The 19,464-nt window shown below is 61.7% G+C and carries 16 protein-coding genes; 11 read left to right on the plus strand and 5 right to left on the minus strand.

The window, feature by feature from the left end; translation table 11 throughout:
- The first annotated feature begins 24 nt into the window (after nucleotides 1-24).
- From dapD to HX805_RS30665, 3 genes are all read left to right on the plus strand, one after another.
- Nucleotides 25-1,059: a 2,3,4,5-tetrahydropyridine-2,6-dicarboxylate N-succinyltransferase gene (gene dapD / locus HX805_RS30655; protein ID WP_003219342.1), complete on the plus strand. Its 1,035-nt coding sequence runs from the start codon at nucleotides 25-27 to the stop codon at nucleotides 1,057-1,059.
- 69 nt (nucleotides 1,060-1,128) lie between these two features.
- Nucleotides 1,129-2,334: an aminotransferase class V-fold PLP-dependent enzyme gene (locus tag HX805_RS30660; RefSeq protein WP_008432246.1), complete on the plus strand. Its 1,206-nt coding sequence runs from the start codon at nucleotides 1,129-1,131 to the stop codon at nucleotides 2,332-2,334.
- The gene (locus tag HX805_RS30665) at nucleotides 2,331-2,744 is read left to right on the plus strand and encodes a SufE family protein (protein WP_003219344.1); all 414 of its coding nucleotides are present in this window, start codon (nucleotides 2,331-2,333) and stop codon (nucleotides 2,742-2,744) included. The genes HX805_RS30660 and HX805_RS30665 overlap by 4 nt, the downstream gene beginning before the upstream one ends.
- Nucleotides 2,745-2,861: 117 nt before the next feature.
- Here the strand turns inward: HX805_RS30665 and tcdA are convergent, their stop codons facing one another.
- On the minus strand, nucleotides 2,862-3,671 hold the full coding sequence (gene tcdA / locus HX805_RS30670) for a tRNA cyclic N6-threonylcarbamoyladenosine(37) synthase TcdA (protein WP_003219345.1): 810 nt from the start codon (nucleotides 3,669-3,671) through the stop codon (nucleotides 2,862-2,864).
- 219 nt (nucleotides 3,672-3,890) lie between these two features.
- Here tcdA and HX805_RS30675 point away from each other — a divergent pair, with 219 nt between their 5' ends.
- From HX805_RS30675 to HX805_RS30690, 4 genes are all read left to right on the plus strand, one after another.
- Entirely contained in the window at nucleotides 3,891-6,482 is a 2,592-nt protein-coding gene (locus tag HX805_RS30675) for a glycosyltransferase (RefSeq protein ID WP_003219347.1), read from the plus strand.
- Between the two features lie 236 nt (nucleotides 6,483-6,718).
- Nucleotides 6,719-7,870, plus strand: coding sequence for a succinyl-diaminopimelate desuccinylase (dapE, locus tag HX805_RS30680; RefSeq protein ID WP_008430488.1), 1,152 nt, complete (start codon nucleotides 6,719-6,721; stop codon nucleotides 7,868-7,870).
- Entirely contained in the window at nucleotides 7,870-8,679 is an 810-nt protein-coding gene (locus tag HX805_RS30685) for a putative RNA methyltransferase (protein ID WP_177117596.1), read from the plus strand. The genes dapE and HX805_RS30685 overlap by 1 nt, the downstream gene beginning before the upstream one ends.
- A 77-nt stretch (nucleotides 8,680-8,756) precedes the next feature.
- A complete protein-coding gene (locus HX805_RS30690) occupies nucleotides 8,757-9,134 on the plus strand; it encodes a hypothetical protein (RefSeq protein ID WP_177117597.1) in 378 nt (125 codons plus the stop codon).
- A 122-nt stretch (nucleotides 9,135-9,256) separates the two neighbouring features.
- Here the strand turns inward: HX805_RS30690 and HX805_RS30695 are convergent, their stop codons facing one another.
- Nucleotides 9,257-9,466 carry a cold-shock protein gene (locus HX805_RS30695; protein ID WP_003219353.1) on the minus strand — a complete coding sequence of 70 codons (210 nt, stop codon included), beginning with the start codon at nucleotides 9,464-9,466 and terminating at the stop codon, nucleotides 9,257-9,259.
- Nucleotides 9,467-9,662: 196 nt separating this feature from the next.
- On the opposite strand from HX805_RS30695, the gene plsB reads away from it, so the two are divergent.
- Genes plsB through HX805_RS30710 form a run of 3 tightly spaced genes read left to right on the plus strand, consistent with a single transcriptional unit; the run spans nucleotide 9,663 to nucleotide 13,338 of the window.
- Complete coding sequence (plsB, locus tag HX805_RS30700; RefSeq protein ID WP_177117598.1) at nucleotides 9,663-12,167, plus strand: glycerol-3-phosphate 1-O-acyltransferase PlsB; 2,505 nt, start codon at nucleotides 9,663-9,665, stop codon at nucleotides 12,165-12,167.
- 51 nt (nucleotides 12,168-12,218) lie between these two features.
- Nucleotides 12,219-12,620 (plus strand): YbaY family lipoprotein, encoded by a 402-nt coding sequence (locus HX805_RS30705; protein ID WP_003219355.1) that lies wholly within the window; start codon nucleotides 12,219-12,221, stop codon nucleotides 12,618-12,620.
- Between the two features lie 28 nt (nucleotides 12,621-12,648).
- Complete coding sequence (locus tag HX805_RS30710; protein WP_003219356.1) at nucleotides 12,649-13,338, plus strand: DUF4197 domain-containing protein; 690 nt, start codon at nucleotides 12,649-12,651, stop codon at nucleotides 13,336-13,338.
- 48 nt (nucleotides 13,339-13,386) lie between these two features.
- Here HX805_RS30710 and HX805_RS30715 read toward each other — a convergent pair whose 3' ends face one another.
- The 3 genes from HX805_RS30715 to HX805_RS30725 all read right to left on the minus strand — a co-directional run bounded on the left by HX805_RS30715 (nucleotide 13,387) and on the right by HX805_RS30725 (nucleotide 18,293).
- On the minus strand, nucleotides 13,387-13,578 hold the full coding sequence (locus tag HX805_RS30715) for a hypothetical protein (RefSeq protein ID WP_177117599.1): 192 nt from the start codon (nucleotides 13,576-13,578) through the stop codon (nucleotides 13,387-13,389).
- A gap of 542 nt (nucleotides 13,579-14,120) precedes the next feature.
- Complete coding sequence (locus HX805_RS30720) at nucleotides 14,121-17,186, minus strand: efflux RND transporter permease subunit (protein ID WP_134325827.1); 3,066 nt, start codon at nucleotides 17,184-17,186, stop codon at nucleotides 14,121-14,123.
- 6 nt (nucleotides 17,187-17,192) lie between these two features.
- The gene (locus tag HX805_RS30725; protein ID WP_003219359.1) at nucleotides 17,193-18,293 is read right to left on the minus strand and encodes an efflux RND transporter periplasmic adaptor subunit; all 1,101 of its coding nucleotides are present in this window, start codon (nucleotides 18,291-18,293) and stop codon (nucleotides 17,193-17,195) included.
- Between the two features lie 92 nt (nucleotides 18,294-18,385).
- Here HX805_RS30725 and HX805_RS30730 point away from each other — a divergent pair, with 92 nt between their 5' ends.
- Complete coding sequence (locus tag HX805_RS30730) at nucleotides 18,386-19,024, plus strand: TetR/AcrR family transcriptional regulator (protein ID WP_008430503.1); 639 nt, start codon at nucleotides 18,386-18,388, stop codon at nucleotides 19,022-19,024.
- Nucleotides 19,025-19,464 lie beyond the last annotated feature (440 nt).

Raw genomic sequence — 19,464 nt, forward strand, 5'->3', positions numbered from 1 at the left:
CTCCATTTTTGTAGAGGTAACAGCATGTCCAATTCCCTGTTCAGCCTGGGCTTCGGCGTCGGCACTCAGAACCGCCAAGGTGCTTGGCTGGAAGTGTTTTACGCACAACCGCTGCTCAATCCATCGGCTGAAATCATCGCGGCCATCGCGCCGATCCTCGGTTACACCGAAGGCAACCAGGCGATCACTTTCACCGTCACCCAGGCCCTGCAACTGGCTGACGCGCTCAAGGGCGTCGACGCTGCCCAAGCCGCCCTGTTGAGCCGCCTGGCTGAAAGCCACACGCCGCTGGTCGCCACCCTGCTGGCCGAAGACGCCGCACTGACCTCCACGCCTGAGGCCTACCTCAAGCTGCACCTGCTGTCCCATCGCCTGGTCAAGCCTCACGGCCTGAGCCTGGCCGGTGTGTTCCCGCAGTTGCCGAACGTGGCCTGGACCAGCCAGGGCGCAATCGACATCAATGAGCTGGCCGAGCGTCAACTGGAAGCGCGCCTGCGTGGCGACCTGCTGGAAGTGTTCTCGGTGGACAAGTTCCCGAAGATGACCGACTACGTGGTGCCGAGCGGCGTGCGTATCGCTGATGCCGCGCGGATCCGCCTGGGCGCCTACGTAGGCGAAGGCACCACCGTGATGCACGAAGGTTTCGTCAACTTCAACGCCGGTACCGAAGGCCCGGGCATGATCGAAGGCCGCGTGTCGGCTGGCGTGTTCGTCGGCAAGGGCTCGGACCTGGGCGGCGGTTGCTCCACCATGGGCACCCTGTCGGGTGGCGGCAACATCGTGATCAAGGTCGGCGAAGGCTGCCTGATCGGCGCCAACGCCGGTATCGGTATCCCGTTGGGCGACCGCAACACCGTGGAGTCGGGCCTGTACGTGACCGCCGGCACCAAGGTTGCGCTGCTGGACGAGCAGAACCAGCTGGTCAAGGTGGTCAAGGCCCGCGAGCTGGCCGGCCAACCGGACCTGCTGTTCCGCCGCAACTCCGAGACCGGTGCCGTGGAGTGCAAAACCCACAAATCGGCCATCGAACTGAACGCAGCGCTGCACGCTCACAACTAAGCAGCGACTCGATGCCACTAACGGCCCGCGCCTGACCGGTGCGGGCCGTTTATACGAGTCTTGATCACCATGCTTGTGCCCTCTCCCTGGCGCGCCGATTTTCCGGCCATCGCCACCCTGCAACGGCAAGACCAGACCTATCTGGACAACGCCGCCACCACGCAAAAACCTCAAGCCCTGCTGGACGCCATCAGCCATTACTACGCCAATGGCGCAGCCAATGTGCACCGTGCCCAGCATTTGCCGGGCGCCCACGCGACCCAGGCTTTCGAGGACAGTCGCAGCAAGGTGGCACAGTGGCTGAACGTCGGTGACGAGGGGCAAATCATCTTCACCCACGGCGCGACATCGGCGCTGAACCTCCTGGCTTATGGCCTTGAGCACCTATTCAACCCGGGCGACGAGATTGTCATCAGCGCCCTGGAGCACCACGCCAACCTGCTGCCGTGGCAGCAACTGGCCAAGCGTCGCGAGCTGGCGCTGGTGGTACTGCCGCTTGACGCTGGCGGCTTGATCGACCTGCAAGCCGCCGCCCAACTGATCGGCCCGCGCACCCGCCTGCTGGCGGTGAGCCAACTGTCCAACGTACTTGGCGCCTGGCAGCCGTTGCCGCAACTGCTGGCGCTGGCCAAGGCCCACGATGCACTGACGGTGGTCGATGGCGCCCAGGGCATCGTGCATGGTCGCCATGATATGCAGGCCCTGGGCTGCGACTTCTACGTGTTTTCCAGCCATAAACTCTATGGGCCGGACGGCGTCGGCGTGCTGTATGGCCGCACCGAAGCCCTGCATCACCTGCGCCACTGGCAGTTTGGGGGCGAGATGGTGCAGCAGGCTGATTATCAAAGCGCCAGTTTCCGCCCGGCGCCCCTCGGTTTCGAAGCCGGGACTCCGCCGATCGCCAGCGTGATCGGCCTGGGGGCAACCCTGGATTACCTGAGTTCCCTGGACCAGCAGGCGGTGACGGCTCACGAAGCCGCCCTGCACGACTACCTGTTGCGTGGCTTGCAAGCGCGCAATGGCGTGCGCTTGCTGGGGTCGCCGCACGTCGCCCTGGCCAGCTTCGTGGTGGAAGGCGTGCACAACGCCGACCTCGCCCACTTGCTGACCGAACAAGGGATTGCGGTGCGCGCCGGCCATCATTGTGCGATGCCGCTGCTCAAGCAGATGGGATTGTCGGGGGCGATTCGGGTGTCATTGGCGCTGTACAACGACTCCGATGACCTGGAGCGCTTTTTTGAAGCGCTGGATCAAGCCCTGGATATGTTGCGATGAGCTTGCCGACTGAGGCCGTTGTCGCGCTGGAAGCGTTCCAGGCAGTCGGCAGTTGGGAGCAACGAGCCCGCCTGCTGATGCAATGGGGCGAGCGGCTGCCCGCCTTGCCGGACGAAGACAAGGTAGACGTCAACCTGGTGCAGGGCTGTGAAAGCCTGGTGTGGCTGGTGGGGCGCTTGCAGGATGGGCATTGGCAGTTTGCCGCCAGCAGCGATGCACGGCTGATACGCGGGCTGGTGGCGTTGTTGCTGGCGCGGGTCAACGGTGTGTCTGCCGCCGAACTGCAAGCCGTCGACTTGCCCGGCTGGTTTGAGCAACTGGGCCTGTCGCGGCAGTTATCGCCGTCGCGCAGCAATGGGTTGAATGCCGTACTTCAGCGGATGCGGGAGTTGAGCCTTATACAAAACTAAATGTGGGAGCGGGCTTGCTCGCGAAGGCGGCGTGTCAGTCACCGGAGATGTCGACTGATACACCGCTTTCGCGAGCAAGCCCGCTCCCACATTTTGATCTTCATTCCAGACTGAGATCTAAGGGGCCTTGACCCTGTCAGCAGGCCGGCGCACCCCGGCCACTATCTTGTCCACCGCCTTGGTCGCGGCCACCATGCCGAAGGTCGCAGTCACCATCATCACCGCGCCAAACCCGCCGGCACAGTCCAGCTTCACGCCATCCCCGACAAAACTCTTCTGCAAACAGATGCTGCCGTCCGGCTTCGGGTAACGCAGCTGTTCGGTGGAGAACACGCAGGGCACGCTGTAGTGGCGGGTCACAGTGCGGGAGAAGCCATAGTCACGACGCAACGTGGAGCGCACCTTCGACGCCAGCGGGTCATTGAACGTACGGTTCAAGTCACACACCTGAATCAACGTCGGATCAATCTGCCCGCCCGCGCCGCCGGTGGTGATGATCTGGATCTTGCGCCGCTTGCACCAGGCAATCAGTGCGGCCTTGGCGTTCACACTGTCGATGCAGTCGATCACGCAATCGATATTGGGCGTGATGTACTCGGCCATCGTCTCGCGGGTCACGAAGTCCGCCACAGCGTGCACGGTGCAATCCGGGTTGATGCCTTTCAGGCGCTCGGCCATGACCTCGACCTTGGCCTTGCCCACGGTGCTGTCCAGCGCATGCAGCTGGCGGTTGCTGTTGCTGACGCATACATCATCGAGGTCAAACAGCGAAATCTCGCCCACGCCGCAGCGAGCGATGGCTTCCGCCGCCCACGAACCCACCCCGCCCACGCCGACGATGGCCACATGGGCCGCCTTCAGGCGCTCCAGGCCTTCAATGCCATACAAGCGGGCGACGCCGGCAAACCGTGGATCTTCTGTACTCATGACCATTACCCCAAAAACCGGCGCGCATTATAGGGCTACACAGCGACAAGTTTTAAACTACAAGCTACAAGTAAGAGAACTTACGACGAGTTGCACTGCCCAATGTCCGGTTTTTCCCGGCTTGCTGTACGGTCGGTGAAAGGCCAGTGTAGGATGCGCGCCGTTCGGCGCAGGCCGACACCTCTTTTCGTTCCACACCCTTTGGAACCCGAAATAGCCATGTCATCGCGTAAATTTGGACTCAACCTGGTGGTGGTGCTGGCAATTGCCGCGCTGTTCACCGGCTTCTGGGCGCTGATCAACCGCCCGGTCAATGCCCCTAACTGGCCCGAGCAGATCTCCGGTTTTTCGTACTCGCCGTTCCAGCAAGGCCAGTACCCACAGAAAGACCAGTATCCGACCGACGATCAAATGCGTCAGGACCTTGCGATCATGAGCAAGCTGACGGACAACATCCGTACCTACTCGGTCGACGGCACCCTGGGGGATATCCCCAAGCTGGCGGAAGAATTCGGCCTGCGGGTGACCCTGGGGATCTGGATCAGTCCGGACCTCGAGCGCAACGAGCGCGAGATCCAGCGCGCCATCGAAATCGCCAACAGCTCCCGCAGCGTAGTGCGGGTAGTGGTGGGCAACGAGGCGCTGTTCCGTGAGGAAATCACTCCGGAAGCGCTGATCGTGCTGCTGGATCGGGTACGGGCCGCCGTCAAGGTGCCCGTGACCACCTCCGAGCAATGGCACATCTGGGAACACAACCCGCAACTGGCCAAGCACGTCGACCTGATCGCCGCGCACATCCTGCCGTACTGGGAACATATCCCGGTGGACAAGGCCGGCCAGTTCGTCCTCGATCGCGCACGGGACCTGAAGAAGACCTTCCCGAAAAAGCCGCTGTTGCTGTCGGAGGTTGGCTGGCCGAGCAACGGCCGGATGCGTGGCGGTGCTGACGCCTCCCCCGCCGACCAGGCGATTTACCTGCGCACGCTGGTTAACACGCTGAACCGCCAGGGCTACAACTACTTCGTGATCGAAGCGTTTGACCAGCCATGGAAAGCCAGCGACGAAGGCTCTGTAGGCGCCTATTGGGGCGTGTTCAACGCCGCACGCCAGCAGAAATTCAACTTTGATGGCCCGGTGGTCGCGATTCCGCAATGGCGAGTGCTGGCGATCGGCTCGGTGGTGCTTGCGCTGCTGTCCCTGACCCTGCTGATGATCGACGGCTCGGCCCTGCGCCAGCGCGGCCGTACGTTCCTGACCTTTATCGCGTTCCTGTGCGGGTCGGTATTGGTGTGGATCGGTTATGACTACAGCCAGCAATACAGCACCTGGTTCAGCTTGACGGTGGGCTTCCTGCTGGCACTCGGCGCCCTGGGCGTATTTATCGTGTTGCTGACCGAAGCCCATGAGCTGGCCGAAGCAGTCTGGACCCACAAACGCCGGCGTGAATTCCTGCCGGTTGAAGGGGATTCGGACTACCGCCCGAAAGTCTCGATCCACGTGCCGTGCTACAACGAGCCGCCGGAGATGGTCAAACAGACCCTCGACGCCCTGGCCGCCCTCGATTATCCGGACTACGAAGTCCTGATCATCGACAACAACACCAAGGACCCGGCCGTGTGGGAGCCGGTGCGCGACTACTGCGAAACCCTCGGCCCGCGCTTCAAGTTCTTCCACGTCTCGCCCCTGGCCGGTTTCAAGGGCGGCGCACTGAACTACCTGATCCCGCACACCGCCAAGGATGCCGAAGTGATCGCGGTGATCGACTCCGATTACTGCGTGTCGCCAAACTGGCTCAAGCACATGGTGCCGCACTTCGCCGACCCGAAAATCGCCGTGGTGCAGTCGCCACAGGATTATCGCGACCAGAACGAAAGCACCTTCAAGAAGCTCTGCTACGCGGAATACAAAGGCTTCTTCCATATCGGCATGGTCACCCGCAACGACCGTGACGCGATCATCCAGCACGGCACCATGACCATGACCCGTCGCTCGGTGCTGGAAGAGCTGGGCTGGGCCGACTGGTGCATCTGTGAGGATGCCGAGCTGGGCCTGCGGGTCTTCGAGAAGGGCCTGTCGGCGGCGTACTACCACGACAGCTACGGCAAGGGCCTGATGCCCGATACCTTTATCGACTTCAAGAAACAGCGTTTCCGCTGGGCCTACGGCGCGATCCAGATCATCAAGCGCCACACTGCGAGCCTCTTGCGCGGCAAGGACACCGAGCTGACCCGTGGCCAGCGCTACCACTTCCTCGCGGGGTGGTTGCCGTGGGTGGCCGACGGCATGAACATCTTCTTCACCGTGGGCGCCTTGTTGTGGTCGGCGGCGATGATTATCGTGCCGACGCGGGTTGACCCGCCGCTGCTGATTTTCGCGATCCCGCCACTGGCGTTGTTCGTGTTCAAGGTCGGCAAGATCATCTTCCTCTACCGTCGTGCGGTGGGTGTGAACCTGAAAGATGCGTTCTGCGCGGCACTGGCCGGGCTGGCGTTGTCGCACACCATCGCCAAGGCGGTGCTGTACGGGTTCTTCACCACCAGCATTCCGTTCTTCCGTACACCGAAGAACGCCGATAACCACGGTTTCTGGGTGGCGATCTCCGAAGCCCGGGAAGAGATGTTCATCATGCTGCTGTTGTGGGGTGCGGCACTGGGGATTTACCTGGTGCAGGGCCTGCCGAGCAATGACATGCGCTTCTGGGTGGTGATGTTGCTGGTGCAGTCGCTGCCGTATGTGGCGGCGCTGATCATGGCGTTCCTGTCGTCGCTGCCGAAACCGGCACCGAAGCAAGAGCCTGTGGCCGCTGCTTAAAATCCTGCGCAATGCACTAAACGGCGGCCTCTGGCCGCCGTTTTGCTATAAGATAACGGCCATTTTGTGAGACTTGGCCCAGGCCATTGCTTTGTGTGGGAGCGGGCTTGCTCGCGAATGCGCCGGGTCAGTTCATACATTGTTGACTGACACTCCGTATTCGCGAGCAAGCCCGCTCCCACACAAGCCCCCTCCCACATAAGCCTTGCGCCCTGACATGCTTCTGGAGTTTTTACATGACGGCCCACGCCGACCTTTCGCCGACCCTCCAACTCGCTATCGACCTGATCCGCCGCCCGTCGGTGACGCCGGTCGACGCCGATTGCCAGAAGCTGATGATGCAGCGCCTGGGCGACGCCGGTTTTGCGCTTGAGCCGATGCGCATCGAGGATGTCGATAACTTCTGGGCCACCCACGGCAAACACGAAGGCCCGGTATTGTGCTTCGCCGGCCACACCGACGTGGTGCCGACCGGCCCGGTCAAGGCCTGGCAGAACGACCCGTTCGACGCGCTGATCGATGAAAACGGCATGCTCTGCGGCCGTGGCGCGGCCGACATGAAAGGCAGCCTGGCGGCGATGCTGGTCGCTTCCGAGCGATTTGTGACCGACTACCCGGACCACAAGGGTTCGGTCGCATTCCTGATCACGAGTGACGAAGAAGGCCCGGCGCACCACGGCACCAAGGCCGTGATCGAACGCCTGGCAGCCCGCAAGGAGCGCCTGGACTGGTGCATCGTCGGCGAACCGTCGAGCACCACCCTGGTGGGCGACGTGGTCAAGAACGGCCGTCGCGGCTCCCTCGGCGCCACCCTGACCGTGCGCGGCGTGCAAGGCCATGTGGCCTACCCGCACCTGGCGAAGAACCCGATCCACCTGGCGGCTCCGGCCCTGGCCGAACTGGCCGCCGAGCACTGGGACGATGGCAACACCTTCTTCCCGCCTACCAGCTTCCAGATTTCCAACCTCAACTCCGGCACCGGCGCCACCAACGTGATCCCGGGCGACCTGACGGCGGTGTTCAACTTCCGCTTCTCCACCGAGTCCACCGTCGAAGGCCTGCAGCAGCGGGTCGCGGCGATTCTCGACAAGCATGGCCTGGACTGGCATGTGGAGTGGGCGCTGTCGGGCCTGCCGTTCCTCACCGAACCGGGCGCGTTGCTCGATGCGGTCTCCGCCAGCATCAAGGCCGTCACCGGTCGCGAGACCCAGGCGTCCACCAGCGGCGGCACCTCCGATGGGCGCTTCATCGCGACCCTCGGCACTCAGGTGGTGGAGCTGGGCCCGGTCAACGCGACGATCCATCAGGTCAACGAGCGCATCCTCGCCAGCGACCTCGATGTGCTGACCGAAATCTACTACCAGACCCTGATCAAGTTGCTCGCCTGATGCTCGCTTGCCCCATTTGCAGCGCACCGCTACAGGAAGTGGACAACGGCGTAGCCTGCCCGGCCGGGCACCGTTTCGACCGGGCGCGCCAGGGTTACCTGAACCTGTTGCCGGTGCAGCACAAGAACAGCCGTGACCCGGGCGACAACCTGGCGATGGTGGAAGCGCGCCGCGACTTTCTCAACGCCGGGCATTACGCCCCGGTGGCCAGGCGCCTGGCCGAACTGGCTGCGGAACGCAAACCCCAGCGCTGGCTCGACATCGGCTGTGGCGAGGGTTACTACACCGCGCAGATCGCCGACGCCCTGCTGCGCGCCGATGGTTATGCCCTGGATATTTCCAAGGAAGCGGTCAAGCGCGCCTGCAAGCGCAACCCCACGGTGACCTGGTTGATCGCCAGCATGGCCCGGGTGCCGTTGGCCGATGCCAGTTGCCAGTTCCTGGCCAGCGTGTTCAGCCCACTGGACTGGCTGGAGGCCAAGCGCCTGCTCAGCCCGGGTGGTGGTTTGATGAAAGTCGGCCCGACCCGCGGCCACCTGATGGAGCTGCGTGAGCGTTTGTACGACGAAGTGCGCGAGTACACCGACGACAAGCACCTGGCGCTGGTGCCGCAGGGCATGAGCCTGCAACACAGCGAAACCCTGGAGTTCAAGCTCAGCCTGGCCGACCCCAAGGATCGCGCCAACCTGCTGGCGATGACGCCCCACGGCTGGCGCGCGAGTGCCGAACGCCGGGCCCGGGTGATCGAAGCCGCCGAACCGCTGCTGGTCACTGTGTCGATGCGCTACGACTATTTCGTGCTTCAATAACCCATTATTTTTGTGGGCCTCGGGGCCCACACCGAATCCGCGAATGGATTTTCAAAATCCCGCAACGAGGAACATCCATGCGCCAACCTGATATCGAGATTTACCTCAAGGACGCCGACGTCGACCACAAGGCCATCGCCGCCTGGTTGGGCGCCGCCCTGGGCCCGTGCACCGACTGGGTCCAGCGCGGCCAGACCTACAAGTGCAAAGCCGGCAGCGTACCGGCCACCTGGCTGCCGAAAGCCGTAGGCAAATGGAACAGCCTGTACCTGGAAAGCGACCAGACCCCGTGGGAAGACGACATCGCCTGCGCCCGCGCAGCCTTTGCCGCGCTGAACGTCGAAGTGCGTTGCGCGCCGGGCAGCTGGGTTGAGGAAGAAGGTGAAGAAAGCGCGGATACCTGGATTCGTATCAGCGCCGACGGTGAAGAGCAGATCACCTGGAAAACAACCTGAGGGATCGTTCCCACGCTCTGCGTGGGAATGCAACCTGTGACGCTCCGCGTCACGATTAAAAGCAGACGCGGAGCGTCCAAAGAAGCATTCCCACGCAGAGCGTGGGAACGATCACGCCAAGGTTACAGGCCCACCACATCCTCAGCCTGCAAGCCCTTCTCGCCCGTCACCACTGCGTATTCCACCTGCTGGCCTTCGGCCAATGAACGATGCCCTTCACCGCGAATGGCGCGGTAGTGCACAAACACATCCTTGCCATCTTCCCGCTGGATAAAGCCATAGCCCTTGGCGTCGTTGAACCACTTCACATTGCCGGTTTCGCGCGTTGCCATCTGTTTTGCTCCCACATGCTTTTTATAAGTACGTTTATTGTTGAGTCGTCGCAGTTGAACTGCCGAGTATAAGACAGGCTCACAAAGCTTCAACTCAAGATTACTTCGCCGCTTTTTTGCCGATTTTCGGCTAATACTGCACACTAGCGCCCCGAGCACCTGCCCGGTTTTTTTCCCCACTCAAAGCAGAAGCCGTATGACCCGTTCTCCCTTTCGCCGTCTGGTATTTGGCACCTTGCGCCGGCTGTTGTACCTCTGGGTTCGCTCAGAGACGATCAACCAGTCGTCCCTTACCTTGAACCTCGACCGCAGTCGTCCGGTGTTTTACGTCCTGCAATCTCCATCCCTCACCGAATTGGCGGTGGTTGATACCGAATGTACCAAGGCCGGCCTGCCGCGCCCGGTGCTGCCGGTGTCGGTCGGCCCGCTGATGGAGCCGGCAGCCTTCTTCTACCTGACGCCCGACCCCGACTGGCTGGGGCGCCAGGACAAGCGTGGCGCCCCACCCACCCTGACCCGCCTGGTGGATGTGCTCACCGAACACGCCGAAGAGAATGCACAGATCATTCCAGTCAGCGTGTTCTGGGGCCAGTCGCCCGACAGCGAGTCCAGCCCCTGGAAACTGCTGTTCGCCGACAGCTGGGCCGTCACCGGCCGCCTGCGCCGGCTGCTGAGCATCCTGATCCTGGGCCGCAAGACCCGGGTGCAATTCTCCGCGCCCATCAACCTGCGTGAGTTGATCGAGCACAATAAAGGCCACGAACGCACCGTGCGCATGGCCCAACGCATCCTGCGGGTGCACTTTCGTAACCTGAAAACCGCCGTGATCGGCCCCGACCTGTCCCACCGGCGCAACCTGGTGAAGGGCCTGGTGAACATGCCACTGGTACGCCAGGCGATCCTCGACGAGGCCGAACGCGAGAAAATCACCCCCGAGAAAGCCAAGGCCCAGGCCCTGCGCTATGGCAACGAGATCGCCTCGGACTACACCTACACCGCCATCCGTTTCCTCGAAGTGGTGCTGAGCTGGTTCTGGAACAAGATCTACGACGGCATCAAGGTCAACAACATCGAAGGTGTGCAAAAGGTCGCCCAGGGCTACGAGGTGATCTATGTACCGTGCCATCGCAGCCATATCGACTACCTGCTGCTCTCCTACCTCCTGTTCAAGAATGGCTTGACCCCGCCGCACATCGCCGCCGGGATCAACCTGAACATGCCGGTGATCGGCAGCCTGTTGCGCCGTGGCGGGGCGTTTTTCATGCGCCGTACCTTCAAGGGCAACCCGCTGTACACCTCGGTGTTCAACGAATACCTGCACACCTTGTTCACCAAGGGTTTCCCGGTGGAATACTTCGTCGAAGGCGGACGCTCGCGCACCGGGCGCATGCTGCAACCGAAGACCGGGATGCTGGCGATCACCCTGCGCAGCTTCCTGCGTTCCTCGCGCATGCCCATCGTGTTCGTGCCGGTGTACATCGGCTATGAGCGGGTGCTGGAAGGCCGCACTTACCTGGGCGAACTGCGCGGTGCGAGCAAGAAGAAAGAGTCGATATTCGATATTTTCAAAGTGGTCGGCGCCCTCAAGCAGCGCTTTGGCCAGGTCGCCGTGAACTTCGGCGAACCGATCAAGCTGGCTGAATTCCTCGACAGCGAGCAGCCCGACTGGCGCTCCCAGGAGCTGGGCCCGAACTACAAGCCGGCGTGGCTCAACGAAACCACCAACCGCCTCGGCGAACGGGTGGCGCAACACTTGAACGAAGCGGCGGCGATCAATCCGGTGAACCTGGTGGCCCTCGCACTGCTGTCCACCACCCGCCTGGCCCTGGACGAACAGGCGATGGCGCGCCAGCTGGATCTGTACCTGGCACTGCTGCGCAAGGTGCCCTACTCGCCCCACACCACCCTGCCGGAAGGCGACGGCCTGGCGCTGATCAAGCACGTCAAGGACATGCACCTGCTGTCGGAACAGAGCGATGCACTGGGCAAGATCCTCTACCTGGACGAGCAGAACGCCGTCCTGATGACCTACTACCGCAACAACGTGCTGCACATTTTTGCCCTGCCGGCGCTGCTGGCAAGTTTCTTCCAGAGCAGCTCGCGGATGAGCCGCGAACAGATCCTGCGCTATACCCGTGCGCTCTACCCGTACCTGCAATCGGAGCTGTTTATCCGCTGGTCCCTGGACGAGCTGGATGCTGTGGTCGACCAGTGGCTGGACGCCTTCGTCGAACAAGGCCTGCTGCGTTTTGAAAACGACGTGTACCTGCGCCCGGCGCCGAGCTCACGGCAGTTTGTGCTGTTGACCCTGCTGTCCAAGAGCATCGCCCAGACCCTGCAACGCTTCTACATGGCGATCTCGCTGCTGCTCAACAGCGGCCAGAACAGCATCAGCGCCGAAGAGCTGGAAGACCTGTGCACGGTCATGGCCCAGCGCCTGTCGATCCTGCACGGCCTGAATGCCCCGGAGTTCTTCGACAAGAGCCTTTTCCGACATTTTATCCAGACCCTGCTGGAGCAAGATGTGCTGCGTCGCGACGAGGCCGGCAAACTGAGCTATCACCCGCTGCTGGGTGAGCTGGCCGAAGGTGCAGCCGAACGCGTATTGCCCGCGGAGATTCGCCTGTCGATTCGCCAGGTCGCACTGCATCGCAGCGAAGAGGCGCCAGACCAGCCTGTGGTACCCGAAGAAACACACTAGAGTGACCGAGGCGCCAGGGTGTTTCTGGCGCCGTTGACAAGGAGCTGCACCATGAAAAAAATCATCCTCCTGGGCCTGACCGCCCTGCTGGGAGCCTGCCAGACCATGAGCCCCGCGCCCAAAGCCAGCCTCGATGGCGAAGTCTTCTACCTGCAACGCATCGCCCTGCCGCCCGCCGCCACCTTGAGTGTGACCCTGCAGGATGTGTCCTTGATGGACGCCCCGGCCGTGACCCTGGCCGAGCAGAAAGGCCCGGTGAAAGGCCAGGTGCCGCTGCCCTTTCACCTGAGCTACGACCCGACCCAGGTCAAGCCTGGCCACAGTTACTCGGTGAGCGCTCGCATCGAACTGGAGGGCAAGCTACTGTTTATCACCACCGAACGGCACTCCGTGCAGTTGAACGGCCAGGACCCACAACCGCTGCGCCTGCGCGTGGATGCGGTTGCACACTGATTAAAATATCGAACATAAGGAAGCGCCCATGCTCCGTAACTCCCTTCGCCTCACTGCCCTGTGCGCCGGCTTGCTGCTCGGTGCCAACGCCATGGCCTTGTCCCTCGGCAGCCTGTCCCAGGGCGACGCCACCGGCGGCCTCAAGGATGCACTGACCCAAGGCGCACAGATTGCCGTGAAACAACTGGGTGTGCCCGGTGGTTTCAGCAACAACCCCGAAGTGAAGATCGGCCTGCCGGGCAAGTTGGGCAAAGTCGCTGACAAGTTGAAAATGTTCGGCATGGGTGACCAGGTCACGCAACTTGAAACCAGCATGAACAAGGCGGCCGAGTCTGCTGTCACCCAGGCCCAGCCGATCCTGGTAAACGCGGTGAAAAACATGAGCGTGACCGATGCCAAGGGCATCCTCACCGGCGGCCAGGACTCGGCCACCCAGTACCTGAATAAAAGCAGCCGTGACGAGATCCGGGCCAAGTTCCTGCCGATCGTCAAGGCCGCTACCGACAAGGTCGGCGTGGCCCAGCAGTACAACGCGCTCGCCGGCAAGGCCGCCACCTTTGGCGCCATTGATGCCAAGAGCGCCAATGTCGAAAGCTACGTGACCGAACAGGCGCTGGACGGGCTGTTCAAGATGATCGCCCAGCAGGAAGAAACCATTCGCAAGAACCCGGCGGCGGCTGCCACCAGCTTGGCCAAGAAGGTGTTCGGCGCGCTGTAGACCATACCCGGCAACTAAAAACGCCCTGAACTATTCAGGGCGTTTTTTTTAATAGCGGCACTTGCAAGGCAAATCACTACCCACGGCATTGCTGTTGCTGATGTTGGTGGTGTTGTTTTCGGTTTTGATATTAATGTTGATCTCGGGCTGGCCATTGCCATTGGACCGACCGGAATTCGGCCCTATTCCAAATACAGCCCCCAACAGGTGCAGTGGTGAAACCAGTACTGGAAAAATCATACACACTCCTCGATATCTATGGTCAAAAGCCCCCTCTGAGTGGCAAGGCAGCCCGAGTGGTTCCCGGGCTGCCTCGAGTCAGCGGCTATCGATGGATCGGAAAGAGTGCCGATGACCTCTGGTAGGGTTGGTGGGCCTCATGCACCGGCGCCTGGTGATACGGCTTGGGCCGCGCAGGCAGGACAGGCCCCGTTGGTCGGGAGTGATGGCCGTGGTTGAAACCGGGCCGTCCATGGCCGGGCTTGTGCGGTCGCGCCGTATCAGCTTCTTTATTGGAACCAGGCAACAGATTGCCCAGCAGTGACCCCAGGAAAGCACCTTTGAAAGCTGCCAGGGCAGACAAAATAAACATATGACACTCCATGAACTCATTGTTGTTCATCGGGACCGCACGCTTGCGGCCCCGACAACGACGTCTGTCAATCAGACAATTCTGAGTGGAGCACCACGGGCAAACGTTCCGTCGCCCAGGGTCGCAGTTTGCGTCTATGTGTGAATGACCAGAGGCATTTCCTTACAGGACACCCCTGCCACTCGCAGCCTTACACCGCCTCCTTGCGCACCCGAAACCACGCCGCATACAGCGCGGGCAGGAACAACAGGGTCAATGCCGTCGCAACAATCAAGCCGCCCATGATCGCCACGGCCATCGGCCCGAAGAACACGCTGCGGGACAGCGGGATCATCGCCAGTACGGCCGCCAGCGCCGTCAGCACAATCGGCCGGAAGCGCCGCACGGTCGCCTCGATAATCGCCTGCCAGGGAGCCAGGCCGGCCTTGATGTCCTGCTCGATCTGGTCCACCAGGATCACCGAGTTACGCATGATCATCCCCGACAGCGCGATGGTCCCCAGCATCGCCACGAACCCAAAGGGCTGGCGGAACACCAGCAGGAACAGTGTCACCCCGATCAGGCCCAAGGGCGCCGTGAGAAACACCATCGCGGTGCGGGAGAAGCTGCGCAATTGCAGCATCAGCAAGGTCAGCACCACCACGATAAACAGCGGCACACCGGCCTTGACCGAGTTCTGCCCACGGGCGGAATCCTCGACCGTGCCGCCAACTTCCAGCAGGTAGCCGTCCGGCAGTTCAGCGCGCACGCCTTCGAGGGTCGGCAGGATCTGCTGCACCAGAGTGGCCGGTTGTTCCTTGCCGTAGATATCGGCGCGAACGGTCACGGTCGGCAGGCGATTACGGTGCCAGATGATGCCTTCCTCAAAGCCGTATTCCAGGGTCGCGATCTGCGACAGCGCCACGCTCTTGCCGTTGTCGGTCGGCACCGCCAGGCTTGGCAGCAGCGACAGCTCGGTGCGCTCATGCACCGTGCCGCGCAGCAGGATTTCGATCAACTCGTTGTCTTCGCGATACTGGCTGACGCTGGAGCCCGTAAGGGAACTCTGGAGGAATTTCGACAGGTTGGCGGTGCTCACGCCGAGGGCACGGGCGCGGTCCTGGTCAACGTTGAGGTAGACGATCTTGCTCGGTTCTTCCCAGTCCAGGTGCACGTTGACCACGTGGGTATTTTCGCGAACCTTGGCCGCCACTTTCCGCGCCAGGGCCCGGACTTCTTCGATGTGCTCGCCCGTTACCCGGAACTGCACGGGGTAGCCAACCGGCGGGCCGTTTTCAAGCCGCGTAACCCGCGAACGCAGGTCCGGGAATTGTTCGTTGAGGGTTTCGATCAGCCAGGTGCGCAAGCTTTCGCGCTCCTCGATGGTCTTGGCCAACACCACAAACTGGGCAAAGCTGGCGGCCGGCAGTTGCTGGTCCAGCGGCAGGTAGAAACGTGGCGAACCGGTACCGACATAGGCCACATAATTTTCAATACCTGCATGTTCCTTGAGCAAGGCTTCAAGGCGTTTGACCTGGTCGGCCGTATTGCTCAGGGACGCGCCTTCAGCCAGTTTCAGGTCGACCATCAGTTCCAGTCGCCCGGAAGCCGGGAAGAACTGCTGGGGCACAAAGCGGAACAGCGCCACCGAGCCGATAAACAGCAGCAAGGTCAGGACGATCACCGTCTTGCGCCGACGCACGCACCATTCCACCAGGCGTCTTACGCGCTGATAGAAGGGTGTGCCGTAGGGATCCGGCCCGTCGGTGCCATGTTTGGCCGCATGAATCTTCGCCAGGTCCGGCAGGAGTTTTTCCCCCAGGTACGGCACGAACATCACGGCGGCGACCCACGAGGCCAGCAGCGCAATGGTCACCACCTGGAAGATCGAGCGGGTGTATTCACCGGTGCTCGATTGCGCCGTGGCAATCGGCAGGAAACCCGCGGCCGTGATCAGGGTGCCGGTGAGCATCGGGAAGGCTGTGCTGGTCCAGGCGAAACTGGCGGCCTTGAGCCGGTCGTACCCTTGCTCCATTTTGATCGCCATCATTTCCACGGCGATGATCGCATCGTCCACCAGCAAGCCCAGCGCCAGCACCAGCGCGCCGAGGGAGATTTTGTGCAGGCCGATGCCGAGGTAATACATGGTGGCAAACGTCATGGCCAACACCAGCGGAATCGCCAGGGCGACCACCATGCCGGTGCGCACGCCCAGAGAGAAAAAGCTCACCAGCAACACAATCGCCAGGGCCTCGGCGAGCACCTGGACGAATTCGCCGACACTGGTTTTTACCGCTGCCGGCTGGTCCGACACCTTGCGCAGTTCCATACCGGCAGGAAGGTTCTTCTGCAGGCGTGCGAATTCGCCTTCCAGGGCCTTGCCCAGCACCAGGATGTCGCCACCATCACGCATGGCCACGGCCAGCCCGATGGCGTCGGCGCCCATGTAGCGCATGCGCGGTGCCGGTGGATCGTTGAAGCCACGATGAATCTCGGCCACGTCACCGATACGGAACGTACGATCACCGACGCGGATCGGGAAGTCGCGAATCTCCTTAACGGTCTTGAAGTTGCCGGACACCCTTAACTGCACGCGCTCGCTCGGGGTTTCAAAGAAGCCGGCGGTGGACACCGCGTTCTGTTCCTGCAACGCCTGCTGCACGGCCGCCAGCGGCAGGCCGAGGGTGGCGAGCTTGAGGTTGGACAGCTCGATCCAGATCTTCTCGTCCTGCAAGCCCAGCAGTTCGACCTTGCCGACATCCGGCACCCGTTGCAGCTGAATCTGGATGCGGTCGGCGTAGTCCTTGAGCACGGCGTAGTCAAAGCCATCGCCGGTCAGGGCGTAGATATTGCCGAAGGTGGTGCCGAATTCATCGTTGAAAAACGGACCCTGGATATCCGGTGGCAGGGTCTGGCGAATATCGCTGATTTTCTTGCGCACCTGGTACCAGAGGTCCGGGATCTCTGCGGAGTGCATCGAGTCCCGGGCCATGAAGGTGACCTGGGATTCACCGGGCCGCGAGAAGGAGACGATGCGCTCGTAGTCGCCGGTCTCCATCAATTTCTTTTCAATACGCTCGGTGACCTGGCGCGACACTTCCTGGGCCGTAGCGCCTGGCCAGTTGGTCTTGATCACCATGGCCTTGAAGGTAAACGGCGGGTCTTCGCTTTGTCCCAGCTTGGTGTAGGACAAGGTGCCGACCACTGCCAGCAGGATCATCAGGAACAGTACGATCTGGCGATTACGCAACGCCCATTCGGAAAGATTGAAACCCATCGGGGACTACTCCTTGGCCGCCAGACTTACCACTCGATTGGCGCGATCCACCGGGCGCACTTGCTGGCCCTCATGGAGTACATGCACACCGGCGGCGATCACCCAATCAGTGGGGTTCAAGCCTTCCAGCACCGGCACGGTTTTCTCGCCAAAGGCGCCGATCCGCACCGGTGTGCGCTTGAGGGTATTGTCGGGCTGCACCACCCAGACGTAGGACGCGCCGTTCTCCGCGCTCAGGGCAGACAGCGGCACCGCCAGGGGAATCACCCCGTCAGCCTGGATGAAGACGCGAGCGCTCTGCCCCAGTTCCGCAGGCACTTTGCCGCCGGTAAACGCGACGCGGGCGGCGAAGGTTCGCGACTTTGGATCGGCAGCCGGCGACAGTTCGCGGATGCGGCCGTTGAAGCGCTGGTCAGGCTGGCTCCACAGTTCCACGGACACCGGCTGGCCAATCTTGAAACGCCCGAAGCTTTGCTCCGGCAGGCTGATCAACACCTCCCGCTCGCCATCGGTGGCCAGGGTGAATACGGTCTGGCCGGCCGACACCACCTGGCCGACTTCCACTGCACGCTTGGCGACCACGCCATCCTGGGGTGCGCGCAACACGGCGTAACCGGCCTGGTTATTGGCCACGTCGAATTCGGCCTTGATCTGCTTGAGGCGTGCTTCACCGGAGCGGTAGAGGTTTTCGGAGTTGTCGTACTGGGAGCGGCTGACCATCTGACGGTCCATCAGGGTCTTGTAGCGGTCACGCTCGGCGCGCACCAGGCTCAAGTTGGCGTCGGCAGCGGCGACCTGGGCGCGGGTGGCTTCCAGTTGCAGGCGTACGTCCTGAGGGTCGAGTTCGGCCAGGGGCTGGTTGGCCTTGACGCGCTCGCCCTCCTCCACCAGTCGTCGGCTGACTTTGCCGCCAATGCGAAAGGCCAGGTCGGGTTCATAGCGTGCACGCACCTCGCCCGGGTAGCTGTCGGAAGCCTGCGCCGAAGGCTCTGGCTGAACCACCATGGCCGGGCGGACGGTGGTTTGCGCCGCTTCTTCATGGCCACAGGCAGCCAACAGGAATAACAAGCTGGCAGGCAACGCGAGTGGCAGGAAATAGCTGCGCATGCTGAAGGACCTTTCGCTAATGGTGCTAGGAATAATTATACTGGCCAGTATGTTATTAATACCAAACTCACCAGTCCAGTAATAAAGTGAAAATGTCTGACAATCCTGTGAACACCAATAGCCCCGGGCGTCCCAAGGACATGGCAAAACGCCAGGCGATTCTTGATGCGGCGAAGATCCTGTTTTTGAGTAATGGGTATGCCAGTACCAGCATGGATGCCGTGGCAGTGGAGGCCGGGGTGTCGAAGCTGACGGTGTACAGCCATTTCACCGACAAGGAGACGCTGTTCTCGGCGGCGGTGGTTGCCAAGTGCGAAGAGCAGTTACCGGTGATGTATTTCGAGCTGCCCGAGGGTGTGCCGGTGGAGAAGGTGCTGCTCAATATCGCCCGCGGGTTTCATGTGCTGATCAATAGCGAGGAGTCGGTGAACCTGCATCGGTTGATGATGACTTCCGGGAGTCAGGATCCGAAGTTGTCGCAGATCTTTTTCGAGGCTGGGCCGATGCGTATGTTGCAGGGGATGGAGCGGCTGCTCGGTAAGATCGACCAGAGTGGCGCATTGCGTATTGCCAAGCCGTTCACCGCGGCGGAGCATTTTTTTTGCTTGCTCAAGGGGACGGCGAATTTTTGTTTGTTGTATGGGTGTGGGGGGCAACTGAGCGCTGAGGCGGCCGAGGAGCATGTGCAGGAAGTGGTTGGGTTGTTCATGCGGGCTTATCGGGCTTTTTGAACTGGGTACATATCCGTTTTTTGGGTCAGGGCCGCTTATGGTTCCGCTCTTACAGCGGCTCACTTTTGAACAGCGCAAAAGTAAGCAAAACGCTCTTGCCCCACCACTCGGCACCTCGCTTAGGCTCGGTGTGCCCTCACTCCGGCTTTGGACCGTGGGCCGCCGTCATGGGCCATCCCTGGCCCAGGACGGCTAACCCGGCGTCCTGCCGGGTTACCCACGCTCCAAAGCCTGCGTTCGGCCAGCGTGGTTTAACGGGGCGCCTAAGATCAAGATCAAAAGCAGATCAAGAGCACAGCGGCCTACCGGCCGGCTTGAGTGTTAAAAGCAAAAGCAAAGACCAGAGCGAAAACAGATCTGCTTTTCTGTGGGAGCGGGCTTGCTCGCGAAAAACCTGAGGGCGCCGCGTTGAATCAGGATACCCACGTCATCGTTAACGA

It is taken from the genome of Pseudomonas sp. G5001 (genome assembly GCF_013385475.1).
Taxonomy (GTDB): domain Bacteria; phylum Pseudomonadota; class Gammaproteobacteria; order Pseudomonadales; family Pseudomonadaceae; genus Aquipseudomonas.